We start from the raw sequence: 18,621 nt of genomic DNA on the forward strand, positions 1-18,621 counted from the left end.
TAAAATGTGAACAAACACCGAAAATAAAAATAAAAATCCACTTATAAGGTTTCGAACACTCAAGGTTTTAAACCCATCGCTACGAACATAGGCTACCTTAACCCAATTTTACCAAACATTAGCCACTTATTAGCTCCTTAATGTAACAGTGTTGTATTTAATTATTTGTTAGCGATTATGTTGCTAAATTAGGCTGTTTAAATTTTGACTGATTATCGAAGCCCTCCGTTAATGAAACTACGATTTCTCATTATTCTGCTATCCTTTGGTGCGCTAACAAGTCGTGCCCAACTCCTTAAAGAAAAAGAAGGCTTTACCCATGCCGATAGCCTGCGGGGTAACCTTACGCCTTTACGTACCTGTTACGATATTAATTACTATCACCTGGATGTGAAGTTCAATATCACCCAACGCGCTATCAGCGGCAGCAACCTTTTTAAGTTTACGGCAACAGAAGATTTTACCAAACTACAGTTTGATTTGTTTGCCAATTTAACAGTGGATAAAGTGATTTACAAAGGCAAGATAATTCCGTTTACACGGGATGCCAACGCAGTGTTTGTTACTTTCCCAAAAACAATTGCTAAAGGCAGTAAAGATCAGTTTACGGTATTTTACTCGGGCAAGCCAACTGTAGCTGTAAACGCGCCCTGGGATGGTGGCGTGGTTTTCAAAAAAGACTCATTGGGCAAACCATGGGTGGTTACTGCCTGCGAGGGTGTGGGTGCCAGCATCTGGTGGCCCAATAAAGATCATTTAAGCGATGAGGTTGATAGCATGCTCATCAGCATCAGCGTACCCAAAGGCTTAAAAGACGTATCAAACGGCAGGCTGCGCAAGGTTACACCACTTGCCGATGGCTATACCCGCTTTGATTGGTTTGTAGCCAACCCCATCAACAATTATGATGTGGTAGCCAACATTGGCGATTACGTTCATTTTGGGGATACTTACATGGGCGAAAAAGGCAAACTCACCATGGATTACTGGGTACTCCCCGCCAGCCTGGCCAAGGCTAAAGAACATTTTGGCATCAACGCCAAGCCTATGCTTAAAGCCTTTGAACATTGGTTTGGTCCGTACCCTTTTTATGAAGATGGTTATAAATTAGTAGAAACCCCGCATTTAGGCATGGAGCACCAGAGCGCCACAGCCTACGGTAATCACTTTTTAAACGGCTACCTGGGGTATGATATGTCGGGCACGGGTTGGGGTAAAAAATGGGATTATATTATTATCCACGAGAGCGGGCACGAGTGGTTTGGCAACAACATTACTGGTAAAGACCTTGGCGACATGTGGATTCACGAAAGCTTTACCTGTTATTCTGAATCGTTGTTTATTGAGGATAACTGGGGCAAAGCAGCCGGACAGGAATATAATTTTGGACTGCGTAGCGGGATAGAAAACGATAGCCCTATTGTTGGACCATACAACGTAAACAAAGAAGGATCGGGCGATATGTATCCTAAAGGTGCGATTATACTTAATATGGTGCGTACTATTATTAATGATGATGAAAAATGGCGCGACATCCTGCGTGGCCTCAACAAAACCTTTTATCATCAAACGGTTACTTACAACCAGGTTGTAAACTACATAAACGAAAAGTCGGGCAAAAACCTGCTGCCCGTGTTTGATCAGTATTTGCATTATAAAGATTTACCTATACTGGAGTTTGCAACCGTACGTGGTAAATTCTGTAGCCGTTGGATAGCCAACGCGAAAGATTTTACCATGCCCATTTTGGTACGCGTAAAAGGCGGCGAATACAAATTTATTACCCCGACTACCCGTTTTACTCCGGTTGATGTAGAGGGGGCCAATAAGGATAACATTGAGATTGATAAACTGAATTTTTATGTGGGGGAATTAGTTGATTAGAAGCCTCACCCTGCCCTCTCCAAAGGAGAGGGTTCTTAAAAAGCAAGCTGCTTTGGGCGCAGTATATTAAATGAGTAAAATATGAACATGAAAACTAAATATCTATACAAATTATCATTGAGCCTTTTACTGGCGGGCGGCGCTTTCATGTCCGCGCAGGCGCAATTGGGTACGGTGAAAGAGAAATTTACCAGGGCCGATACTTTACGAGGATCGTTGACCACGCCATTGCGTACCTGCTACGATATCAACTATTATCACCTTGATGTGAAGTTTGATATCGATAAAAAATTCATCAGTGGCAGCGTACTGTTTAAGTTTACTGCCGATGCTGATTTTGATAAATTACAATTCGATTTGTGGAATAACCTCACCATTGAAAAGGTGGTTTACAAAGGCAAAGAACTAAAATATACCCGCGAGTTTAACGCCGTGTTTTTAAGTTTCCCTAAAAACATCGCCAAAGGCAGCAAGGACGAGTTTACCGTTTACTACTCGGGCAACCCAACTATTGCTAAACGTGCCCCATGGGATGGTGGTATTGAGTATAATACCGACTCCTTAGGCCATGCCTGGGTTTCCACCGCCTGCCAGGGCATGGGAGCCAGTGTATGGTGGCCTACTAAAGATCAGCAGGCCGATGAGGTGGATAGCGCTTTGATCAGCATCAGCGTACCCACCGGTTTAAAAGATGTATCCAACGGCCGTTTGCGTAAAGTAACCGATCTGAAAAATGGTTATACCAAATTCGACTGGTTTGTATCAAACCCCATCAACAACTACGATATTGAAGCCAACATTGGCGACTATACCCATTATGAAGGCGTATACAATGGCGAAAAAGGTAAGCTAACTATGGATTTTTGGCCGTTAAGCTATAATCTTGATAAAGCCAAAGCACAATGGGGCCTTGACGCGCCTCGCATGCTTAAGGCTTTTGAACACTGGTTTGGTCCGTACCCTTTTTACGAGGATGGCTATAAACTGGTTGAAAGCCATCACCTGGGTATGGAGCACCAAAGCGGTACTGCCTACGGTAACCACTACCATAACGGCTACCTCGGGCGCGACCTTTCTGGCACCGGCTGGGGCTTAAAATGGGATTTTATTGTGGTACACGAAAGCGGGCACGAGTGGTTTGGCAACAACATCACCTCAAAAGATTTGGCCGATATGTGGATTCATGAAAGTTTTACCAACTATTCCGAGTCGTTATTTGTGGAGACGTTTTATGGTAAACAGGCCGGTCAGGAATATGTGCACGGCACCCGCATGGCTATTGTTAATGACAGGCCTATAGTTGGCGCTTATGGAGTAAATAAAGAAGGATCGGGCGATATGTACTATAAGGGCGGCAACATGCTCAACATGATCCGCACTATTATTAACGACGATGAAAAATGGCGCGGCATCCTGCGTGGTTTAAACAAAACTTTTTACCATCAAACCGTTACTTACGATCAGGTTGTCGACTACATCTGTAAAGAAACAGGCATGAACCTGGCCCCGGTGTTTGATCAGTACCTGCATTATAAAACCCTCCCGATATTGGAGCTTATAGTACGTAACGGCAAAACCCTTGCCCGTTGGACAAGCGCCGACGCCAAAGATTTTGCCATGCCGGTTAAAGTGCGCATTAAAGGCGGCGACTATAAATTTATCACTCCAACAACCCGCTTTAAACCCGTTGAGCTTGAAGGCGCAACCAAAGACAATATTGAGGTTGATACTTTTAATTATTATATTGGGGTGTTGGTGGATTGATGTTGAGGTGAGTGGTTGATTGGGTTGATTAGGTGAGTGGTTGATTAAGTTGAATTGAGTTGAATAGGTTACAATAATTGAGAAAAATATTTTCCTACCCAATTCGACACCGGTCAACCTAATCAACTTACTCCAACTTAATCAACCCAATCAACCACTCACTTAATAAATTTTCACCACCCATGCAACCTTTATTTACAACCTGGGTCTTATAGGTACAAAACGATATAATTATGAAGTGTTTAAGTAAAGTATTATTGGTTGCAGCGCTGGCAACCGGTACCGTACAATATACTATTGCCAAAGCGCCTGTTGCTAAAATTGTTGCCGATGACGACCAAAGCAATACCGAAGACCGTCACCTCTCAGGTTTTAGTTCGGTAAATGTATCTGGTTCTTTTGATGTGGTAATTACCCAGGGATCAACCGAATCTGTTAAAGTAACGGCCCCTGCCGATATCATCAAACGCATCATTACCGAAGTTGACGGCGGCGTATTGAAAATTTACACCAAAAGCGATAACGACTGGCATTGGTTTGATGGCGGCCATAAAAAGATCATGATCTATGTATCGGCCAAAGAACTTGATGGCGTTACACTTTCAGGATCTGGCGATGTATCTTTTAAAGAAGGTCTGCGCGCCAATTCATTTAAATTAAAGCTAACCGGCTCCGGCGATTTAAGCGGCAAGTTAGAAGTTAAAAACCTCGATTGCGTTTTGGCAGGCTCGGGCGATATCAGCATCAGCGGCAGCGCCGATAACTCAAACGTAAGCGTGGCCGGCTCTGGCGATTACTCGGCAACCCGCCTGGTGACCAACACCGCCGCCGTACGCGTAGCTGGTTCTGGTGATGTTAAAATTAATGTAAGCACAAAATTAGATGCCAGCGTAGTGGGATCAGGTGATATCCATTACACCGGCAGCGTTAAAAGCGTGAGTACTTCAAAAATTGGTAGTGGAGATGTGAGCAGGATGTAGAAGCCTCACCCTGCCCTCTCTCCAAAGGAGAGGGCTCTTGAATTTGATATAAAACAATAAAAGCGATCAGTGATCATCGCTTTTACTGTTTTATGGGGTAACTTTTGTCATCGCGAATATCCCATCAAGGAAACCCCAAAAAATCGACACGAGGTAATTTATAGAATCGTCATTGCGAGGTACGAAGCAATCTCTACGCAGACAAATCGGCCTTATATTATCCGCTCTGTATAGCTTGGAGATTGCTTCGTACCTCGCAATGACGGAATATATAATACCTCAATGGATAGGTAGGAAGCAATCACAAATTTAGATGAGGCTCCTAAAACCTCGTATAAAACGCCAGCTGCGCTACGTGGTTCAGCGTATATGTTTCAGCCTGTTTAATGTATTGGTTTAAATACCCCGTTTCTACATCTATCATTTTGTTGATGCGGTAACCAATGGCTACGTAAGCGCGGTTTTGATCAAAAAAGTGTTTGTTCACTTTTTGTTTGTTGTGTACGTTTACAAATACTTCGTTCTGTAAAGCCACAAATGGCCCTTTATTAAATACTACCGAATCGTTCCCTATCGGCACTACTGCCCGGGCAAAATAACGCATACGCTGGGCAAAGTAATGATCATTTTTGGTGGCGGCGGTGTTGCCAAGGTAACGCTGTTCTAACCGGAAACGGTGCTGCATCGCTACATCTTTCCCAATTTTGTGCGAGTAAATGAATTGCTCCCAGGTGCGATGCTCCGGACGAAAGGTTTGATCGCCGGCCGGGGTACGGCCATAAGTGGCAATATAGGCATAGCCCAAAGCGCCAACTTTGTTTTTAGCAAAGTAATAATTCACGGATGGGCGCAGCAGGATGTGCTTTAAATAGCTGATCTCATCGTGAGATCGTAACTGGCCATCAAACGAGTAACCCCAATGGGTTGATAGCTTCTGGGTGTGGAACAGGGCTCCCCAGGCCGAAAACTGATTGTCCTGTGCGCGTAGAGTTGCAGGAACTACGAACAACAGGATAGCTGCAAGAGCTAATTGTTTTTTCAGGTGCATAAGGTATATATATTAATTAAAAACTCAATTTAGTCTTTTAACCTTTCCAGTACACGCCTGCCCAGGTCAAATGTAATTCTGAAAGCTTCCTGGTTACTCATCTGGTATCCGGGGGTTTGATGAAAGCTCAGGATAAACTGACCTTTGAATCGGTTGTACAAAAACGGTGTCCAGATGATGTCCATACGGTTATATGTTTTCTTTTCATAAAACGCGTCGCCATACATAATATGATGCCCTTCGCCTTTATAAAATTCATCGTACAGCGCAAAACGGTGATAACCAAAATAGGCATTGGCTACAAAACCGGCAGGTTTTTGAAAACCATCCAAACCGCGTACCCGCTCAAATGACATCATACCACCAGCCTCTACCGATAAAGAATCGAGGAAGGTTTTGTGTCCAAAATCCAGGCCTAACCTAATCTGGCCTCCGCCATTATCCCTGATATTGTCATTAGGTACAGCCACCGCGGCACCGGCATCGTGTTCTAACATAAAATAATGCGATACATAAAACATGCCATTCACTGCCGGCTTGTATTTACCAGAGAAACCGAAGATAAACTGCTCCCTATCGGTATTGGTTTGGCGGCTTACCCAATCAATCCAGCCGGTTTCAATAAAATGGTCATTATGCACCCGGGCCAATAAGCCCTCAATATTGGGGCGATAATAACGCAAGGTATCATTTAATAAAGCACGTGGATAATCGGTAAGCAAACCTTCGCGCGGGAAAGCACCGGCATTAAACAACCAGCTTTTACCGGTAAAGCTATAATAGGCAACCGGGTTAACTTTTAAAAAGTAAGGTTGTGCGCCAAACTCGTGGATGCCATTGGCACCAAACACAAAATGGTTAAGGCTATCCAGGTTAAATCCAAAATCCAGCTCGGTACGGATACCGTTGTAGGTGTGGGAGCGCAATACAAATGGTTTGTACTCGCGGTTATCCATAAAACCCAACGCGTTAAAATGCACATCGATGGTTTCCTGTGCCATTGCGGCGGTGCAGCTAATAATTGAAACAATGGCTAATAAGTATATTTTTCTGATCATAAGAAATGTATTATTTAACTGTAAATTTTATAACGCCGCTGTTGCGGCTGCCTGAAAAAGGATCGGTACGCAATGAGAAATAAAGCTGGTACAGCCCTTTCTTTAGCGGCGTTTTTAGCGGAAATTTATAATGGGCTTTTTGCCCCGGTTTTATCGATATATTATAAAAATCTTCAGATGCCTTTTGAACGTCGACCTGGTTAACTCCTAAAAAGAAGCATGCCTCCATAGTAAGTTGATGCGTTACTTGTTTATTAGTAAAGTTGATAGCGAAAGGATAAGGGTTTGTGATTTCCAAGTCGATCATTTGCGTTTGGCCCGCCATACCTGCCATTATGTATGATGTAGGTTTACATATCACTTTTTGATAAGTGCGCGTGTCTTCAATCCAGCCGCCATACCATTTACCCAGGTTGTTAAGGCTATCAGTTGTTACACCAGGGATTTTGCTATCGGTTAAAAAGTATACCTTTTTGTGCTGCATATCGTCCTCAAAAGGCCACATGTCAAACTGGGTAGTGCGGTAATAACGGGAATCGTACCCAAAGCCTTTTAAGGAGTTGGTATAGAAATCATATTTAGATGGATTTTGATATTCATCTCGCATTACCACATAAGCGTCACCAGCTTTCGCGTGTACAGCATCGGCCCAACTGTGAAAGCCGTAGTAAGTTGATAACTGGGGCGCATGCTGTATAGCATCGAAACCAATGATGGTACAAATTCTGAAAACCACAAAAACAGCTATGTTGGCAATACTTAATTTATAAAACCAAGCGGGCGGGTTTTTACCATCTTGTTTAAAGTGGATAAGCGTTAGCATGATCAGCGGCACAAAACCGATCAAGGTATAATGCGGCTGCACATCTACCTTGAAAGTATTGAGGTAAAAAAATACAAAGATACCTACCGCGTTCACCTTCATGGTACGTGTAAAAACGTCCTGCACTTTAGTGGTAAACCCTTTATAAAATAAAAACCAGCTGGTAAAAGCGCCGCCCAGCAATAGCTGCATCCCTATAAAAGTAAAGCCAAACGTAAAGTTGATGGTATCATCGCGCTCAAACAGGTTAAAGTTTAGCGCCGGGAAACCGTGGTGATATTGCCATAAAATATGCGGCACATATAAGCCCAACGCCAGCAATACAATAAAGTAAAATGACGGACGCTTTAACAGCTTCAAATTGGCAAGCAGCGTAAAAGTTACCAATAAAATGCCATGGTATTTGCTGTACATTAAACACGCTACCACTACGCCCAATACCAGCGCCAGCAACCAACTATCCTTATCTAAATAACGCTGATAAAAGAAATAGAACAGTACCGCAAAGAAAAGCAAAGGCGAATCTGGCGTGGCTATAAAGCCATATATGTGTATTACCCAAATGCTTGAAATTAGCAGGATAAACCATTTAGCACTTACCTGGTAACGTTTTAGCATTAACCATATGAGGTAAATAGACGCGCTGTTGGCCAATATGGTTGCCGACCGTACACCAAGTTCATTGTGCATCAGCACATCGCCCATGCGGATAAATACGGCTACCATAGGCGGATGGTAGTAAAAGCCCCAATCCATCATACGGGAGTAAACCCAGTAATAGGCCTCATCGGCATGCAGTTCAAGGCGGCAGGATTGCAGAATGTTAAAAGCCGTCCAAATTAGTAAAAAATAAAGAACGGGCTTGTTATTCCTGGTTTGGGCCTCCGTATTGTTGATGGCGGTATCCTGCATTAGCCTTTATTGTGAAAAATTTAGCTGCAAAGGTATGATAAAACCCCAAACCCTTAAACAAGCGGCTATCATGATTAAGTAAATTGATTAAAATACACATAAAATCTTCATACTTTACGGATAGCGGCAAGAATTAAGACGGGAAAAAGTGTCGGGCATTATAGCCCGAAGTTTAGGCGGGAAGAAGTGTTTTTTAAAATACCGTCATACGAGGAACGAAGCAATCTCCACGCAAACAGATCAACCTTGCATAGTTTGCGCTGTAGCATTTGCAGATTGCTTCGTGCCTATCTATGACAAATCGTAATTTTTAAAGAGGGCTGTCAGTCTGAGCTTGTCGAAGACACGCGTGGAGAGGCCTTCGCACGCGTGCTTCGACAGGCTACCCATGACGTATTCGTTTTAGCCTAATGCGGTGGGTTTGAACGCTGGCGACGACTCACCCCGGCTACGCTTCGCTGGCCGACCCTCTCTGCGGCTAAAGCCGCAAAGAGGGTAAAAACATTCCTTTTTTTTCCCCGCCCCTCTATGCGACGCAGTCAGAGAGAGGGGCAGAACAAGCGTAGCGATGTTCGGGGTGAGTCGTCTGCGCCATACGATATACGTCATTTCAACTTTCACAATCCGCGGATTTTATAACTCAGCATGACCCCATTTTTTTCTTGTTGTTGTCATCTCCATTTTCAAAAGCCCCGGATTTTATAACTCGCAATGACAGGAGGTTATCGTTAATAATCCTTTCATCGTCAATAAGTTTTAACGCCATTCCACAAAAAAGGCCCTCTTTTGCAAGAGAGCCTATATATAAATACGTTAATAATTGGCTTAGCTGCCGCTTAATGCCGCCGCACCGCTCACAATTTCGGTAAGTTCGGTGGTGATGGCTGCCTGGCGGGCCTGGTTGTATGAAAGTTTTAAGGCTTTCAATAATTCGCCGGCGTTGTCTGTAGCTTTATCCATCGCCGTCATACGGGCACCATGTTCAGACGCATTTGAGTCTAATACGGCACGGTATAACTGAATTTTGATGTTTTTAGGAATCAGCTGTTCAACTATTTCTTTTTGAGATGGCTCAAGGATGTAGTCAACGTTAGATGCTTTAACCTCTTCTTTTTTCTCTGGTTTAGGAACAGGCAATAGCTGCTCGGTAATTAAAAACTGTACAGCAGCGTTGCGGAAATGGTTATATACCAATTCTACACGGTCGTAATCGCCTTTAATGAAACCTTCCATAATGCTTTCAGTTATTTTAGAAGCATTTTCAAAGTTAAGGTGCTGGTACAAATCGTTATTGTTGCCAATTACATTGTACTTGCGTCTTTCATAAAACTCCTGGCTTTTTTTACCAATAGCTACAATTGAAACATTACCTGCCGCCAATTGCTTGCTATATTTTTCGGCAATAAGATTATTGGCCGTTTTAATTACGTTGGCATTAAAAGCACCTGCCAAACCGCGGTTCGATGATACAACAACAACCAAAACACGCACCGGCTCGCGCTCCTGTAAAAATGGTGACGATCCCTCTTCCAAACTTTGAGAAAGGTTTGCCAGCAACTCATTCAGTTTGGTAGCGTAAGGACGCAATTGAATGATAGCATTTGTAGCACGCTTTAGCTTAGCTGCCGAAACCATTTTCATGGCCTTGGTAATTTGCTGCGTTGAGGTTACAGATTTTATCCTGTTTCTTACTTCTTTTAAATTAGCCATTTTTTTTGAGTATCAAGTAGTTAGTATCAAGTATCAAGTACCTGGCCGCACTGCTTGAATAATGCTTTTTTAAGTATCAAGTATTTAGTACCAAGTAATAAGATGCATTATCTTTACTTTTACTAAAGCTATTTTCTAAATCAAGTAGTTAGTAACATTTACCAAAATAAAAATCTTGATACTTGATACTAACTACTTGCTACTAATTTAGTATTTTCCTGCCAGTTCTTTAGCTACTGTTTCCAGTACGCCGGTGATCTGATCATCAAATTTACCTGCTTTAAGGGCAGCTAAAACTTCCGGATGACGAACTTCTAATTGGCTGGTGTATTCTAACTCAAATTTCCTGATATCTTTTACAGGTACGCTACGCATCAGGTTTTTAGTACCCAGGTAAATGATAGCAACTTGTTTTTCAACAGATACCGGCGAGTACTGGCCTTGTTTCAGGATCTCTACGTTACGTACACCTTTATCCAGTACAGATTTGGTTGAAGCATCAAGGTCTGATCCGAATTTTGAGAAGGCTTCCAATTCGCGGAACTGGGCCTGGTCAAGTTTCAAAGTACCTGCTACCTTTTTCATTGATTTGATCTGCGCGTTACCACCCACACGTGATACCGAGATACCTACGTTGATGGCCGGACGGATACCAGCGTTGAATAAGTTAGACTCTAAGAAGATCTGACCATCGGTAATTGAAATTACGTTGGTTGGGATGTATGCAGATACGTCACCAGCTTGTGTTTCGATGATAGGTAACGCGGTTAATGAACCACCACCTTTTACAATACCACGGATTGACTCTGGCAAATCATTCATCGCCTGGGCGATAGAATCATTTGAGTTAACTTTAGCGGCACGCTCTAATAAACGGCTGTGCAGGTAAAACACGTCACCAGGATAAGCCTCACGGCCCGGTGGACGACGTAATAACAATGACACCTCACGGTAAGCAACTGCTTGTTTTGACAAGTCGTCATAAACAATCAAAGCCGGACGGCCTGTATCACGGAAATACTCGCCGATAGCAGCACCCGCGAAAGGAGCAAAGAACTGCATGGTAGCAGAGTCTGAAGCATTTGCAGCAACAACGATAGAATATGGCATAGCACCATTTTCTTCTAACGTGCGTACAATGTTTGCTACTGTTGATGCTTTTTGACCGCAGGCAACATATATACAGATAACCGGTTTGCCGGCATCATAAAATTCTTTTTGGTTGATGATGGTATCAATACAAACAGCGGTTTTACCTGTTTGACGGTCGCCAATAACCAACTCACGCTGGCCGCGGCCGATAGGGATCATCGCGTCGATAGCTTTGATACCGGTTTGCAAAGGCTCGGTAACCGGCTGGCGGTAGATAACACCCGGTGCTTTACGCTCCAAAGGCATTTCGTAAGTTTGGCCTGTAATAGGTCCTTTACCGTCAATTGGGTTACCTAAGGTATCCACAACACGGCCAAGCATGCCTTCACCAACGTTGATAGACGCGATGCGGTTGGTACGTTTTACAGTATCACCTTCTTTGATATCGTCAGATTTACCTAACAATACCACACCTACGTTATCTTCTTCAAGGTTAAGTACGATACCTTGCAATCCTGTGCCAAATTCAACAAGCTCACCTGATTGTACTTTTGTTAGTCCATAAACGCGGGCAATACCATCGCCCACCTGGAGCACAGTACCCACTTCTTCTAATTCAGATTCTGACTTAAAGCCTGCCAATTGCTGACGCAAAATTGCCGATACTTCGTCTGGTCTTACCTCTACCATTGTTTAAATTTATTTAGAGTTTTGTGTTTAATATTATAATACCCCGCTTTGGGTAAATTCTTTTTGTAATTTTTTAAGGCTGCTGCTTACGCTGGTATCCAATTGCTGATCTCCAACGGTAAGTACAAACCCGCCTATTAAAGCTGCATCAACTTTGGCACTTAATTGTACAGTACCACCTATTGAAGCCTGCAGTTCGCTAATGATCACTTGCTTGTTAGCTTCAGATAAAGAAGTAGCCGAAACAATACGGGCTTTGGTGATATTCTTTTTGATATTGTACAGGTTAATATATTCATAACCTGTTGTCAATAAAACTTCACCGCGGCCTTTATTAACCATTAACTTAAAAAAAGCAAGCGTAAGTTTGCTAACCTTACTACCAAATATAAGGTCGAGGATGCTTAATTTTTTACTGTGCGATACTACCGGATTTGCCAACACAGCGCTAAGCTGCGGGTTGGCTTTCAATGTATGCACAAAAAGCTCCATATCGCTCTTAGCAGCTTCAACACTGTTTTGCTCTTGTGCAAGATCAATAAGTGATTTGGCGTACCTGGCTGCTACTGTTAATTCTGACATATTTTATGTATTTCGGATTTCGAATTTTCGATATCGGAATTTTTTATTTTGAATTTCTGGAAATTGGTTTTGGACGCGGCAAGGAAATAAATCCGAAATTGAACATCCCAAATCCGAAATCCTTACAATTTCACTTCCTTCAATAACTGGCTAACCAGCTCGTCTTGTTTTTTCTGATCTTCTAACTGGCCTTGTAAAATTTTCTCAGCAATCTGGATAGACAATGTAGCAACCTGATTTTTAACATCGGCCATTGCTACCGCTTTTTGATTGTTGATTTCAACACGGGCAAGCTCAATCATACGTGCGCCTTCTTTATGAGCAAGTTCTTTAGCATCGCTAATCATTTGCTCTTTTACTTTTTTGGCATCAGATAAAATCTGATCGCGCTCGGCACGGGCTTGTTTAATCAGTGAATCGTTTTCGCGAACTAAACGTTCCATTTCTTCTTTAGCGGCTTCAGCTTTCAGCAATGCTTTTTCTATTGAAGCTTCGCGGTCGCCAATGGCAGCCATAATTGGTTTCCAGGCAAATTTAGCTAATATAAAAAACAGGAAAGCAAACGCTACTGTTGTCCAAACTACTAATCCTAAATCCGGTGTTACTAATGGATTCATCTTTTATATATTCTATTTTTTAATGAACATTTTAATTAAAAGCCGGGCTGGTGCCAATCGCGCCAGGCACGGCTTTTAGTTTTTTAACCGGGTTTCTTATTTAAGACCCAGGAATGATACAACTATACCAAACAGAGCAGCACCTTCAATAAGAGCCGCAGCGATGATCATAGCAGTTTGGATTTTTGAAGCAGCTTCTGGCTGACGTGATATACCTTCCATGGCTTTACCACCAACCTGACCGATACCTATACCAGCACCGATTACCGCTAAACCTGCACCTAATGCAGCAATACTTCCAATCATGATTTAAAATTTAAATGTTAATATATATTATAGTTATTTACTATTAATGGTGATGCTCTTCAATTGCAGTACCGATAAACAATGAGGTAAGCAGGGTAAAGATAAACGCCTGCAACAATGCTACCAGCAACTCCAATATATCCATGAACACCACAAACGCAACAGATACCGGCGCAATAGCAACTGATTTAAATACAAAGATCAGTGATATTAAGCTAAGCACAATAATGTGACCGGCAGTAATGTTGGCAAACAAACGAATCATCAACGCGAACGGTCTTGAAAAAATACCAAGCAACTCAACCACCCACCAAAGCGGCCACAACCAAACAGGCACAGTACCCGGGAAAAAGATGTGCGCCCAGTAATGTTTGTTACCGTTAAGGTTTACTACCAATAAAGTAATTACCGATAGCACCATAGTTACCGCTATGTTACCGGTTAAGTTTGAACCTCCCGGGAAGAAAGGAATCAAACCTATCAGGTTGTTGATCAATATAAAAAAGAATACGGTTAACAGCAACGGCATAAAACGCGCGTACTTGTAACCAATATTAGGTACAGCCACATCATCCCTTATGAAAAGAATAACCGGCTCAAGGAATGATTGCAATCCTTTTGGCGCTTTGCCAACACGCTTTTTATAGCTTGATGCCACACTTAAGAAAATGATAAGCAACAAGATAACAGACATCCATAAAGACGCCACGTTACGGGTTATTGAAAGATCAAAAACAGAAACAGCGGTATCGATAGTTTTATCGTCGCCACTAACAGCTTTTACCTTGTCATTAATAAGCGCGTATTTAGCATACTTTCCCTGGTGAATTTCTTCGCCTTCATGACCAAAGGCCGATGACATAAATATTTCTACACCTTTGTTGGTATATAATATTACAGGCAAAGGAAACGCGATACCGCCACCCACATGATAAAAATGCGAGTCGCCAATATGTGTCATAATGGTTTCTGTAGGGTCAAACTTCTGTTCAGTTTTTGTTTCCTGGCTGTTTTCGGGGGCTTTTTGCTCTTGCGCGTAAAGCTTGCCAAAGGAAAGGAGCGTTAAAAAAACGCCCAAAACTACGCTGGTGGTTATTTTTCTTGAGTTCAAAATGTGGCTAAAATCCATTAATTGCGAGATTCTTACTATAAATTTTGGTTGCGCAAGTTACGTAACAAAGTGTAGATTTCAAAGCCCATATTTAAGATATATATGTAAGCAAAATCTGCCATGAAAATATACCGGTCAATTGGGGTTTTGGTTACCAATATCAGCACAAAAAGTAAACTGAAAAGTATCTTAACGGTGGTACCAATTAAAAAGGCCTGTGCATACAACTGTGGCTTTACCTGGCCTATAACCAATACCAGCATCACGGTTAAAAACGTAAATATGCTTACGAAACCAAATAGCACCCAAAATTTTTGAATAAGCCAGTCCGGATGCCCATTGTGGCTTATTATTACAGGCAGTGCAGCTATCAGTGCTACAAATAACAGAAATGAAAGGGCAGGTTTAAGCAGCTTCAATTTTTTACAGATCTGATTACTAAAAATAAAGAGGCAAAAACACCCAGCAATGCCAGTAAAGCGGTTACCCACTTGGTTTGATGATTGGCCGCCTCATCAATTTTATACCCGGCAAAAGTACAAATGCCAATAATTACCAGCATTTGAAATGCTACCCCCATATATTTGGCGTAACCATTTACCTCATCACGGCCATCGCCGTTATTTTGTTCATTTTGGGCCATGCGCAAATTTATTAAACCTATTGTATAATCTTTAGTATTTTAGCAATGCTTTTAATTATAATATAAATATTTATGAAGATCTCGTTAGCCACAAATGACGACAAAGCTGTCTTTGTAAAAACACTTTTAAAAAAGCATGCCAAAACAAAACCTAACACCGACGCTAACCATGTATTTTTAACAGAATTATTATACGCCGTGGAAGAAATCAAACTGATAAAAACCGGACAGCTAAAGGGAAAGCCTGCCGAAGAGTTATTAAATGAGCTTGCTTAAATTGTATGTTACAAATGGCACATGGCGATAAAAGACCTATTAAAACTCATATACTAATATAAAAACCTTTGAGGCGCAATTCTAACTACATCATCCTAAGGCAAGTCAGTTTTGCGCTGTTTGCATTCATGCTACTCCTGGCAGGTTGCTCGCTCGAAAAGGAAAGCGGCTTTAACCGCAATATGCAAAACTTAACCGCGCATTATAACATCCTGTTTAATGCCAATGAGATTCTTCGCATTAAAAAGGAAGCTTATGCTGCCGCCTTTGTTGATTCTTATAACGAACTATTAAATGTTTATCCGGATACAGCGGCGCAAAGCAGCACGCCCGATAAAGACCTTGAACTGGCCATCAGCAAAGCCAACAAGATTATTAATATTAAGGAGCAAAGCCATTACCTGGGCGATGCTTACCTGGTGCTGGGCAAATCGCGGTTTTTGGAGGGCAAATATTTCGACGCGGTAGAGTACTTTAACTACGTTGTTGCATCATACGGCAAACAGGCTAACTTAAAACAGGAGGCGCTCATTTGGAAAGCAAGGGCCTTGTTATACCTCAGCAACCCTACCGAAGCTAAACTGGCTATTGATACCGCGATTAATAACATCAACCCTAAAAAAAGCATTCCTGCCGGTATATATGCTGCCAAACTACAGCACGACATCAATACCGAAGAGTACCCCGCCGCAGAAGAAAGCGCCAAAACAGCCCTGCAATATTGCCACGACGGTAACCTTAAACTAAGGTGGACCTTTATTTTGGCCCAGCTACAGGAGCTCAATCAAAAACCCGATGCTGCCATTGCCAACTATGGCAGTATTGTTAAAAGTAACGCGTCGTTCGAGATGGCTTTTAACGCCAACCTTAACCGCATCCGCTTACAGGATATGGAAAACGGCATCAAGCTTAATAAAACCGAACGCCTTCGCCGCCTGCTCAAAAATCAAAACAACAAGGAATTTAAAGATCAGATCTATTACCAGATTGCCCAACAGTTTTATGCCACTGGTGATATTGATAACGCGGTTAAAAATTATAAACTATCGGTACGTAACAGCACCGCAAACCAAAGTCAGAAAGGTTTGAGTTACCTGCGTATTGCCGATATCGACTTTAAATACAAAGCCGACTATGCCGGTGCCAAATTATATTACGATAGTACCCTTACCTACCTGCCCCCCACTTATCCCGGCTACCAGATCATTCGTAAAAAAGCCAATAACCTGCAAATTCTTACCGGTTTGCTGCAAACCATATCGCGCGAGGATACCCTGCAAATGCTGGCCTCGCTTGATGAAAAAGCCCGCGCCGCACGTATTGAGGCCCTGGTTAACCGCAAAATTTTGCAGGATAAGGTGGCCCAGCAAGCTACCGACAGCAATAACGGGCAATTTGAAAACAACAGGAACACCGCCGGTTTAAATAATCAGCAGGCCAACAAAATTGGCGGCAGCACCTTTTACTTTTACAATCCGGCGGCATTAAGCTCGGGCGTAAATGATTTTAAAAGGCAATGGGGTAACCGCAAATTAGAAGATAACTGGCGCCGCAGCAAACGATCAACAAGCACCCTTGCCCAAACGGTTAATACAGCCGGCGGCCAGCCCGACGACCCTTTCGTGCCATCGCAACAGGATGCGGCCAATGCAGCCAAAGGCGATGTTGGCGCTTACCGGCAGGACCTGGTTAAAAATGTACCGCTCACGCCCGATTTGCTCAACCGCTCAAACATCAGGGTTTACAATGCCTACATGGATATGGCTAATTTTTACCGCGATATTTTGGGCGATAAAAAAGAAGCTATAGCAACTTACGAAGCTTTATTACTGCGTTTCCCAAAAAGCAATGATAAAGCGGCTGTGTATTATAACCTGTATCGTTTATATGCCGATGTAGATGTTAAAAAATCTGAAGACTATAAAAACAAGATCCTTACAGAGTTCCCCGATACCGTTTTTGCCAAAGTTATCCGCGACCCTAATTATGCCAAACGATTAGACGATGCCAATTCGGAATTTAATGGCTACTACAATAATGTATATGCTTTGTACAGCGACCGTAAATACACCGAAGTAATTACCCAGGCTAATGACCTGCTAAGTCGTTACCCCGACAATAAATTTGCCGCGCAACTGTATTATTTAAAAACGATAGCTGCCGCCCACCAGGAAAAACTACAACCATTTGTAACAGATCTGCAATTAATTGTAGCTAAATATCCTAATGACAGGCTGGTAACACCCTTAGCACAACAGCACCTTAGCTACATAGATTCAAACAAAACGGAGATGGCAACCCGCGTTGTTGTATTATCGGGTAATGATTTAAACGAGATTCCGTTTACCCCCCCTGTTGCGTATCAAAAGAAAACAGAATACCGCCCGGATTACCACCCATCGGCAGATATTCAGGTAGCACAGGTAAGGCAGGAACCCAAAGTAACGCCACCGGCAAAGCCGAAGCCCGAGCCTCCGCCTCCCACCCCGCCTAAGCCTATTGAACCGGTTAAGCCCCCGGTTGCCGCCGTTGTAACTCATAAAGATTCGGTTAAAACAGAAGTGACGGCGGTAGTTACAACTCATAAAGACACAGTAAAAACGGTGGTTGAACTACCCAAGCAACCTGCAACTACCCCAGCGGTGGCACCACCCACTGTCGATTCGGTGCGTAAGCTGCTTGATCAGTACGCGGCCGTTAAGCAAGCATCGGCGCAGCAAACCACACAACCCGTAATAACAGCGCCGGCAGTTACCTATATATTTAACCTACGGGATAGTACCAACTACTATTTTGTTATAAACGTTACCAGCGGTACAACTAACCTGGCCTCTTCACGTTTTGGTGTAGGGCAGTTTAACCGTACCCATTTTGCCAATAGCGCCATTAAGCACGATTTGAAAGCCCTTGGGGCCGATGACCAGGCGATATTTGTTGGTCGGTTTTACAGCCTGGATGACGTTAAAAATTACGCCCGCGGCATTGTGCCTTTGTTACCCGATATTATGAAGGTGCCCAAGGATAAATACAGTTTTTTTATCATTACGAAGGAAAATCTGGATAAATTAGCCGACCAAAAAACATTAGATAGTTATATTGATTACTATCAGAAATTTTATTGACAC

The 18,621-nt window shown here is 42.7% G+C and carries 16 protein-coding genes; 5 read left to right on the forward strand and 11 right to left on the reverse strand.

The genetic code is table 11. The annotated features are described in order from the left end of the window. Nucleotides 1-231 precede the first annotated feature (231 nt). The 3 genes from QWZ17_RS24975 to QWZ17_RS24985 all read left to right on the forward strand — a co-directional run bounded on the left by QWZ17_RS24975 (nt 232) and on the right by QWZ17_RS24985 (nt 4,628). Complete coding sequence (locus QWZ17_RS24975; protein WP_290308061.1) at nt 232-1,884, forward strand: M1 family metallopeptidase; 1,653 nt, start codon at nt 232-234, stop codon at nt 1,882-1,884. An 87-nt stretch (nt 1,885-1,971) separates the two neighbouring features. Next, nucleotides 1,972-3,648, forward strand: coding sequence for a M1 family metallopeptidase (locus QWZ17_RS24980; RefSeq protein WP_290308062.1), 1,677 nt, complete (start codon nt 1,972-1,974; stop codon nt 3,646-3,648). Between the two features lie 233 nt (nt 3,649-3,881). Continuing rightward, entirely contained in the window at nt 3,882-4,628 is a 747-nt protein-coding gene (locus tag QWZ17_RS24985) for a head GIN domain-containing protein (RefSeq protein ID WP_290308063.1), read from the forward strand. A 322-nt stretch (nt 4,629-4,950) separates the two neighbouring features. Here the strand turns inward: QWZ17_RS24985 and QWZ17_RS24990 are convergent, their stop codons facing one another. The 11 genes from QWZ17_RS24990 to QWZ17_RS25040 all read right to left on the reverse strand — a co-directional run bounded on the left by QWZ17_RS24990 (nt 4,951) and on the right by QWZ17_RS25040 (nt 15,220). Next, nucleotides 4,951-5,676, reverse strand: coding sequence for a DUF2490 domain-containing protein (locus tag QWZ17_RS24990; RefSeq protein ID WP_290308064.1), 726 nt, complete (start codon nt 5,674-5,676; stop codon nt 4,951-4,953). A gap of 29 nt (nt 5,677-5,705) precedes the next feature. Further along, nucleotides 5,706-6,734, reverse strand: a complete 1,029-nt coding sequence (locus QWZ17_RS24995; protein ID WP_290308065.1) for a lipid A deacylase — start codon at nt 6,732-6,734, stop codon at nt 5,706-5,708. A gap of 10 nt (nt 6,735-6,744) precedes the next feature. Then, nucleotides 6,745-8,469 carry an ArnT family glycosyltransferase gene (locus QWZ17_RS25000; protein WP_290308066.1) on the reverse strand — a complete coding sequence of 575 codons (1,725 nt, stop codon included), beginning with the start codon at nt 8,467-8,469 and terminating at the stop codon, nt 6,745-6,747. 825 nt (nt 8,470-9,294) lie between these two features. Continuing rightward, nucleotides 9,295-10,179, reverse strand: coding sequence for an ATP synthase F1 subunit gamma (atpG, locus tag QWZ17_RS25005; protein ID WP_290308067.1), 885 nt, complete (start codon nt 10,177-10,179; stop codon nt 9,295-9,297). Nucleotides 10,180-10,386: 207 nt separating this feature from the next. Continuing rightward, a complete protein-coding gene (gene atpA, locus QWZ17_RS25010; protein ID WP_290308068.1) occupies nt 10,387-11,961 on the reverse strand; it encodes a F0F1 ATP synthase subunit alpha in 1,575 nt (524 codons plus the stop codon). Nucleotides 11,962-11,994: 33 nt separating this feature from the next. After that, nucleotides 11,995-12,543: an ATP synthase F1 subunit delta gene (gene atpH, locus QWZ17_RS25015; RefSeq protein ID WP_290308069.1), complete on the reverse strand. Its 549-nt coding sequence runs from the start codon at nt 12,541-12,543 to the stop codon at nt 11,995-11,997. 122 nt (nt 12,544-12,665) lie between these two features. Further along, nucleotides 12,666-13,160, reverse strand: a complete 495-nt coding sequence (gene atpF / locus QWZ17_RS25020; RefSeq protein ID WP_290308070.1) for a F0F1 ATP synthase subunit B — start codon at nt 13,158-13,160, stop codon at nt 12,666-12,668. A gap of 96 nt (nt 13,161-13,256) precedes the next feature. Next, a complete protein-coding gene (gene atpE, locus QWZ17_RS25025; protein WP_259091316.1) occupies nt 13,257-13,466 on the reverse strand; it encodes an ATP synthase F0 subunit C in 210 nt (69 codons plus the stop codon). A 43-nt stretch (nt 13,467-13,509) separates the two neighbouring features. After that, nucleotides 13,510-14,595: a F0F1 ATP synthase subunit A gene (atpB, locus tag QWZ17_RS25030; protein ID WP_290308071.1), complete on the reverse strand. Its 1,086-nt coding sequence runs from the start codon at nt 14,593-14,595 to the stop codon at nt 13,510-13,512. Between the two features lie 17 nt (nt 14,596-14,612). Beyond that, nucleotides 14,613-14,996 (reverse strand): hypothetical protein, encoded by a 384-nt coding sequence (locus QWZ17_RS25035; RefSeq protein ID WP_290308072.1) that lies wholly within the window; start codon nt 14,994-14,996, stop codon nt 14,613-14,615. Continuing rightward, nucleotides 14,993-15,220 carry an AtpZ/AtpI family protein gene (locus tag QWZ17_RS25040; RefSeq protein WP_290308073.1) on the reverse strand — a complete coding sequence of 76 codons (228 nt, stop codon included), beginning with the start codon at nt 15,218-15,220 and terminating at the stop codon, nt 14,993-14,995. Before QWZ17_RS25040 ends, QWZ17_RS25035 begins: the two co-directional genes overlap by 4 nt. Before the next feature lie 72 nt (nt 15,221-15,292). Between QWZ17_RS25040 and QWZ17_RS25045 the strand changes: the two genes are divergently transcribed. Further along, entirely contained in the window at nt 15,293-15,496 is a 204-nt protein-coding gene (locus QWZ17_RS25045; RefSeq protein WP_290308074.1) for a hypothetical protein, read from the forward strand. A 68-nt stretch (nt 15,497-15,564) separates the two neighbouring features. Beyond that, entirely contained in the window at nt 15,565-18,618 is a 3,054-nt protein-coding gene (gene porW, locus QWZ17_RS25050) for a type IX secretion system periplasmic lipoprotein PorW/SprE (protein WP_290308075.1), read from the forward strand. Nucleotides 18,619-18,621: the final 3 nt, after the last annotated feature.

The sequence above is a fragment of the Mucilaginibacter flavus genome (assembly GCF_030409315.1).
Taxonomy (GTDB): domain Bacteria; phylum Bacteroidota; class Bacteroidia; order Sphingobacteriales; family Sphingobacteriaceae; genus Mucilaginibacter; species Mucilaginibacter flavus.

What these genes read in the sequence shown, in the direction of transcription:
- QWZ17_RS24975 (WP_290308061.1), top strand. Translation starts at nt 232, where the DNA reads ATGAAACTACGATTTCTCATTATTCTGCTATCCTTTGGTGCGCTAACA.
- QWZ17_RS24980 (WP_290308062.1), top strand. Translation starts at nt 1,972, where the DNA reads ATGAAAACTAAATATCTATACAAATTATCATTGAGCCTTTTACTGGCG.
- QWZ17_RS24985 (WP_290308063.1), top strand. Translation starts at nt 3,882, where the DNA reads ATGAAGTGTTTAAGTAAAGTATTATTGGTTGCAGCGCTGGCAACCGGT.
- QWZ17_RS24990 (WP_290308064.1), bottom strand. Translation starts at nt 5,676, where the DNA reads ATGCACCTGAAAAAACAATTAGCTCTTGCAGCTATCCTGTTGTTCGTA.
- QWZ17_RS24995 (WP_290308065.1), bottom strand. Translation starts at nt 6,734, where the DNA reads ATGATCAGAAAAATATACTTATTAGCCATTGTTTCAATTATTAGCTGC.
- QWZ17_RS25000 (WP_290308066.1), bottom strand. Translation starts at nt 8,469, where the DNA reads ATGCAGGATACCGCCATCAACAATACGGAGGCCCAAACCAGGAATAAC.
- atpG (WP_290308067.1), bottom strand. Translation starts at nt 10,179, where the DNA reads ATGGCTAATTTAAAAGAAGTAAGAAACAGGATAAAATCTGTAACCTCA.
- atpA (WP_290308068.1), bottom strand. Translation starts at nt 11,961, where the DNA reads ATGGTAGAGGTAAGACCAGACGAAGTATCGGCAATTTTGCGTCAGCAA.
- atpH (WP_290308069.1), bottom strand. Translation starts at nt 12,543, where the DNA reads ATGTCAGAATTAACAGTAGCAGCCAGGTACGCCAAATCACTTATTGAT.
- atpF (WP_290308070.1), bottom strand. Translation starts at nt 13,160, where the DNA reads ATGAATCCATTAGTAACACCGGATTTAGGATTAGTAGTTTGGACAACA.
- atpE (WP_259091316.1), bottom strand. Translation starts at nt 13,466, where the DNA reads ATGATTGGAAGTATTGCTGCATTAGGTGCAGGTTTAGCGGTAATCGGT.
- atpB (WP_290308071.1), bottom strand. Translation starts at nt 14,595, where the DNA reads ATGGATTTTAGCCACATTTTGAACTCAAGAAAAATAACCACCAGCGTA.
- QWZ17_RS25040 (WP_290308073.1), bottom strand. Translation starts at nt 15,220, where the DNA reads ATGGCCCAAAATGAACAAAATAACGGCGATGGCCGTGATGAGGTAAAT.
- QWZ17_RS25045 (WP_290308074.1), top strand. Translation starts at nt 15,293, where the DNA reads ATGAAGATCTCGTTAGCCACAAATGACGACAAAGCTGTCTTTGTAAAA.